Source organism: Mesorhizobium sp. M4A.F.Ca.ET.020.02.1.1 (assembly GCF_004022645.1).
Lineage (GTDB): Bacteria > Pseudomonadota > Alphaproteobacteria > Rhizobiales > Rhizobiaceae > Mesorhizobium.
In genome coordinates this window covers 1-5,629 of the sequence record NZ_RZOI01000394.1, presented here as the reverse complement: position 1 = coordinate 5,629, position 5,629 = coordinate 1, and the positions used below count along the sequence as shown (strand labels likewise).

6 protein-coding genes are annotated in these 5,629 nt (G+C 65.2%); 4 read left to right on the top strand and 2 right to left on the bottom strand.

All coding sequences use genetic code 11. The features are described 5' to 3' along the window. Nucleotides 1–155: 155 nt before the first annotated feature. The 4 genes from EN742_RS22085 to EN742_RS38210 all read left to right on the top strand — a co-directional run bounded on the left by EN742_RS22085 (nucleotide 156) and on the right by EN742_RS38210 (nucleotide 2,308). Entirely contained in the window at nucleotides 156–539 is a 384-nt protein-coding gene (locus tag EN742_RS22085; RefSeq protein WP_126057392.1) for a RidA family protein, read from the top strand. Nucleotides 540–591: 52 nt separating this feature from the next. Beyond that, nucleotides 592–945 (top strand): VOC family protein, encoded by a 354-nt coding sequence (locus EN742_RS22080; RefSeq protein WP_128333271.1) that lies wholly within the window; start codon nucleotides 592–594, stop codon nucleotides 943–945. A gap of 79 nt (nucleotides 946–1,024) precedes the next feature. Continuing rightward, nucleotides 1,025–2,128 (top strand): 3-isopropylmalate dehydrogenase, encoded by a 1,104-nt coding sequence (leuB, locus tag EN742_RS22075; protein ID WP_126057394.1) that lies wholly within the window; start codon nucleotides 1,025–1,027, stop codon nucleotides 2,126–2,128. A gap of 3 nt (nucleotides 2,129–2,131) precedes the next feature. Further along, a complete protein-coding gene (locus tag EN742_RS38210) occupies nucleotides 2,132–2,308 on the top strand; it encodes a hypothetical protein (protein WP_189347901.1) in 177 nt (58 codons plus the stop codon). Between the two features lie 158 nt (nucleotides 2,309–2,466). Here the strand turns inward: EN742_RS38210 and EN742_RS22070 are convergent, their stop codons facing one another. Together EN742_RS22070 and EN742_RS22065 are read right to left on the bottom strand one after the other, a co-directional pair. After that, nucleotides 2,467–3,177: a DUF805 domain-containing protein gene (locus EN742_RS22070; protein ID WP_126057395.1), complete on the bottom strand. Its 711-nt coding sequence runs from the start codon at nucleotides 3,175–3,177 to the stop codon at nucleotides 2,467–2,469. Between the two features lie 362 nt (nucleotides 3,178–3,539). After that, nucleotides 3,540–5,408: a DEAD/DEAH box helicase gene (locus tag EN742_RS22065; RefSeq protein ID WP_126057396.1), complete on the bottom strand. Its 1,869-nt coding sequence runs from the start codon at nucleotides 5,406–5,408 to the stop codon at nucleotides 3,540–3,542. Nucleotides 5,409–5,629 lie beyond the last annotated feature (221 nt).

The window sequence follows — 5,629 nt, the reverse complement described above, 5'->3', positions numbered from 1 at the left end:
TCTGATCTCCCCCCAAGTGGGGGAGATGGCCGGCAGGCCAGAGGGGGGCGCTGTCCCGTCAGCATCAAAAGTTTGCACCGCCAGTCTACGCTCCCTGGCTCACGACTGGATCGCTCGTCCGTTTCAGAATGCGCGCATCCAACGCGAGGCTCTCCATGCGCACACTCATCTCCACCGGCTCGCCCTTCGAGAAAACCGCCGGCTATTCGCGCGCGGTGGTGCAGGGCGACTGGTGCTTCGTCTCCGGCACGACCGGTTACGACTATGCCACCATGACCATGCCCGACACGGTCGAGGCGCAGACGCGCAATTGCCTCGCGACCATTGCCAAGGCCTTGGCCGACGGCGGCTTCGAGATGGCCGATGTGGTGCGGGCGCATTACTACATCACCGACCAGGCCTATGTTGACGTGGTGTTCCCGATCCTCGGCGAGGCGTTCGGTGATATTCGGCCGGCGGCGACGATGATCGTCTGCCAGCTCAACAAGCCGGAAATGAAGATCGAGATCGAGGCGACGGCGCTCCGGCGCACGGCCTGATGCAGGTCGCCCAGGACAGGGGCACCGGCTTGCACAAAGCAAGGATCAGCCGATGGTAAAGGTCAAGCGCATCGTCGCCAACATCGCCACGCAGGACACCTTCGCGGCGCAGCATTTCTATCAGGACGTGCTCGGGCTTGATGTGCTGATGGACCAAGGCTGGATCGTCACCTGCGGCTCGGCCGAGACGATGACGGTGCAGATCAGCTTCATGACCGAGGGCGGCTCCGGCACCCCGGTGCCTGATCTTTCGATCGAGGTCGACGACGTCGACGAGGCGCTTGCGGCCATGCGCAAGGCCGGCTTCGCCATCGAATACGGCCCGGCCGACGAGCCCTGGGGCGTGCGGCGCTTCTATGTGCGCGACCCGTTCGGCCGGCTGGTGAATGTCCTTTCGCACCGGTGACGGTTGAAAGGCTTGCGCCGCAAGCACTTGGCGTTTAGCAAGGCCGCGGTTTCTCCAAACACTCTCGGGACGGTTCTCCATGGCTTCGAAAAATCTCCTCCTGCTCGCCGGCGACGGCATCGGCCCCGAGGCCATGGCCGAGGTGAAGAAGCTGATCGCGGCCATGAATGAAAAACTCGGCAGCGGTTTTGCCACCGATGAGGGGCTGGTCGGCGGTAGCGCCTACGACGCGCATGGCGCGGCGATCTCCGATGCCGACATGGAAAAGGCGATGGCGGCGGATGCCGTGCTGTTCGGCGCGGTTGGCGGGCCGAAGTGGGACAAGGTGCCTTACGAGGTGCGTCCCGAGGCCGGGCTGCTCCGCCTGCGCAAGGACATGGAGCTGTTCGCCAATCTCCGTCCGGCGATCTGCTACCCGGCGCTCGCCGCATCCTCCTCGCTCAAGCAGGAGGTGGTCGAGGGCCTCGACATATTGATCGTGCGCGAGCTGACCGGCGGCGTCTATTTCGGCGAGCCGAAGCAGATCATCGATCTCGGCAACGGCCAGAAGCGCGGCATCGACACGCAGGTCTACGACACGTTCGAGATCGAGCGCATCTCGGGCGTCGCCTTCGAGCTGGCGCGCACGCGCCGCAACCAGGTCACTTCGATGGAAAAGCGCAACGTCATGAAGTCGGGCGTGCTGTGGAACGAGGTTGTCAGCCAGACCCACGCGGCCAGCTACAGCGACGTCAAGCTCGATCACATGCTGGCCGATGCCGGCGGCATGCAGCTGGTGCGCTGGCCGAAGCAGTTCGACGTCATCGTCACCGACAATCTGTTCGGCGACATGCTGTCCGACATCGCCGCCATGCTCACCGGCTCGATCGGCATGCTGCCGTCGGCCTCGCTCGGCGCGCCGGATGTGAAGACCAAGAAGCGCAAGGCGCTCTACGAGCCGGTGCACGGCTCGGCGCCCGACATCGCCGGCAAGGGCATCGCCAACCCGATCGCCATGATCGCGTCCTTCGCCATGTGCCTGCGCTATTCCTTCGGCATGGTGGCCGAGGCCGACAAGCTGGAAGCGGCGATCGCCGCCGTGCTCGAAGACGGCCTGCGCACCAAGGACATCTTCTCCGACGGCATGAAGGAAGTCGGCACCATTGAAATGGGCGACGCCATCATCGCCAAGTTCCTTGGATGACAGATGGGCGAGGTGGGTCGCGCCATCGAAAGGGATGCTCTTGGCGAGCATAAACGCCAGGCCGACTTTCGCACCGACCAGCGTCTCGCGCCACTGCGGCAGTTCGTATGCGATCGATATCAGATCGAGAACAGTTTGAGCTGGGCTCTTGATCTGGCTTTGGCCCGGCAAGGTGGTTGATTGCGAAATTACCTATGAAGGATCCGAATTCAAGATTGTTGGGACCGAGACGATCCAAACCCACAAGAAGGCCCTTCGTGGTGACACTGCGAAGCACTTCAAGATTATCGAATACATCGCTTTGAGCGAACACGGTCAGTCTGGCTTGCGGCCCTAGTCTAGAACCTGACGCCGACCGGCATCGGTCCCCATTTGTTGTCGCCGGCCTGGGTCGGGATCAGCCCGAAGACGAGCGTCGCGAGCCAGCCGATATAGGGCAGGAAGCAGAGGATCGCGAGCCAGCCGGTCAGGCCGAGATCGTGCAGACGGCGCACGAGCAGCGCGACCCACGGCAGGAAGGTCAGCAGGATGTAGAGAACGACAAGGCAGATCATGACGATCGGCAGGTCGTCGCCCTGTTCGATGCCGCTTCCCAAATCCACAGAGAGGCCGACGCCGACAATGACGGCGAGGCCGATCGTCCAGAAAAGGCAAAAACCCCAGAACTCCTTGCGCCGGGCGCGGCCGGAGAAATCGACGTAATTGGTCGTCAGGCCGCGCCAGAAATAGTCCCACAGGCCACTCGATCCGATCGTTCCATTTTCGGCGTTGCGGCCGAAATGGTTGGGCACCGCAGGCGCGCTGCCCGGCAAGGGGCGAGGAGACGCCGCGGTCGGGGTGGCGGGCTCTGCCGGACCGGTCATGCGGGCGCGGACCGAAAATATGCTGCTTGCCCGGTCGCCATTCGGCTGGAATTCGACCTCGGCGCCCCTGGCCAACGCCATCTCGCGGCGCAGATCCTCGCGCGCGAAGCTGTAACGCTTGCCGTCGGCGCCGGTTATGAAGCCGAAGCCTTGCTGCTCGTCATAGTGCAGAACCTCGCCGCGCATCGCACTGCCCCCTTTGCCGCGCATGCCCAGACTGGTCAAAGTCGCGGCGAACCGCAAGGGGGATGCGATTTAGCGCACTGGCGGGCACCACGCCTTCGTCATTCTACGGCGGAGCAAGGAGCGAAGCGACGCGGCGCAGACCATAGAATCCATTCCGTGACCTACGAGCGTTGCAGCCGTTCAGAACGGCCCCTATTTCTGCCCCTTGTCTATGCTTCGCGCGAGGTCACGGCATGGATCCTCGGGTCTACGCGTCCGCTTCGCTCCGCCCGTGGATGACGAAGGTCGGACGCTTCGGCTAATTTTCGAGGTTGGCGGTTTGCCCGGACGTTCGCTGCGGGTCAGCTTCCAACCTGGCGAACCTACGCCGGCCGCTTCTTCGGCTTCTTGTGCTTTACCGGCTTGTCGAATTTCGGCCGGTCGAGTTTTGATTTGTCGAATTTCGGCTTGCCGGGCTTCTTCGCCCAGGGTTTTGAATCCACGCCGGCGGGCCGGTGCTCGCCCGGCGCGCGCTTTTCGAATTGGGGCGCGTTCTGGTCGAAGGGCCGCTTGCCGCGATGCGGCTTCTTGTCGGGTTTCGGCGGCTGGTAGCCGGCCCGCGACAGGTCGGGCGTGCCGTCCAGCCGTCTCACCGCGATGTTGTTCTGCAATTTGCGGTCGGGGCCGATAGCGGCGAGGAACCGGTCGGCCCAGTCGGCGGCGATCTGCACGAAGGTCTCTTCCGGCTGCATCTTGATGGCGCCGATCTCGCGCTTGCTGATGCTGCCGGTACGGCACAGCATGGGGATCAGCCAGCGCGGCTCGGCATTCTGCCGGCGGCCGACCGACAGCGAGAACCAGACGCTGTCGCCGAAATCGTCGCGGCGGCTGGGCGTCTCGTCGCGTCGCGCGGGCCTTTCGGCTGACGGCGTGAAGGGCGCGACGTCGAGCAGGTCTTCCGGCGCCGAGCGGCTGCCGCGGCAGAGCCGGACGAAGGCGGCGGCGACAAGCTCGGCGCCGTGGCGGTCGAGCAAGGTTTCGACGAAACCGCGTTCTTCCTCGCTCACCGGCTCACCGAAGGCAGGGTCGGCGAGGATACGCTCGTCGTCGCGGCGCAGCACCTCGTCAGCCGAGGGCGGGCTCGCCCAGGACGCGGTCAGGCCGGCATTGTGGAGCAGGCGCTCGGTGCGCCTGCGGGCATTGTTCGGCACGATCAGCGCGCTGACGCCTTTCCGCCCGGCACGGCCGGTGCGGCCGCTGCGGTGGAGCAGCGTTTCCGGGTTGGACGGCAGGTCGGCATGGACGACCAGGTCGAGATTGGGCAGGTCGATGCCGCGCGCCGCCACGTCGGTGGCGATGCAGACCCTGGCACGGCCGTCGCGCATCGCCTGCAGCGCGTGGCTGCGCTCGTTCTGGCTGAGCTCGCCGGACAATGCCACGACGGCGAAATTTCGGTTATTGAAGCGCGCGGTGAGATGGTTGACGGCGGCGCGGGTGTTGCAGAACACCATGGCGTTGGTCGCCTCGTAATAGCGCAGCACGTTGATGATGGCGTTCTCGCGGTCGGCGGGTGCCACGGAGAGCGCCCGGTATTCGATGTCGAGATGCTGCTTTGCCTCGCCGCCGGCGGAAATGCGCACGGCATCGCGCTGGTAGTTCTTCGCCAGCGTGGCGATCGAGCGCGGCACGGTGGCGGAAAACATCAAGGTGCGGCGCTCGGCGGGCGCGGCGTCGAGGATGAATTCGAGGTCCTCGCGAAAGCCGAGATCGAGCATCTCGTCGGCCTCGTCCAGCACCACGGCCTTGAGCGCCGACATGTCGAGCGCGCCGCGCGTAATGTGGTCGCGCAGCCGGCCCGGTGTGCCGACGACGATATGGGCGCCGCGCTCCAGCGCCCGCCGCTCGCTGCGCATGTCCATGCCGCCGACGCAGGAGGCTATCTGCGCGCCGGTCAGCTCATAGAGCCATTCCAGCTCGCGCCGCACCTGCAGCGCCAGCTCGCGCGTCGGCGCCACCACCAGGCCGAGCGGCGCGCCGGCATCGGTGAAACGCGCCGCGCCGCCAAGCAGGGTCGGGGCCAAGGCAAGGCCGAAGGCGACCGTCTTGCCGGAGCCGGTCTGGGCCGAGACCAACGCGTCGGCCGCGCGAAGCTCGGGCGCCAGCACCGCCTGCTGCACCGGCGTCAGCGCGGCATAGCCGCGTTTTTCCAGCGCCTCTGCAAGCGCAGGCACGATCGTTTCGAAACTGGACATTTTTCTCTTTCGGAATTCGGAGCTTGCCTGTCCGGCAACACATGCCGGGCTGACGCACGCAGGCGAAGGACATTTTGAGCGTTCGTACTTCCTGCGGCGGCCATTGTACAGCGCAAGCGGCACCGCCTCTCCTTCTCCCCTTGTGGGAGAAGGTGGATCGGCGCGCAGCCGAGACGGATGAGGGGTGTTCCAGCGGAGTGAGAGGTTGGTGTTTTCTGGAG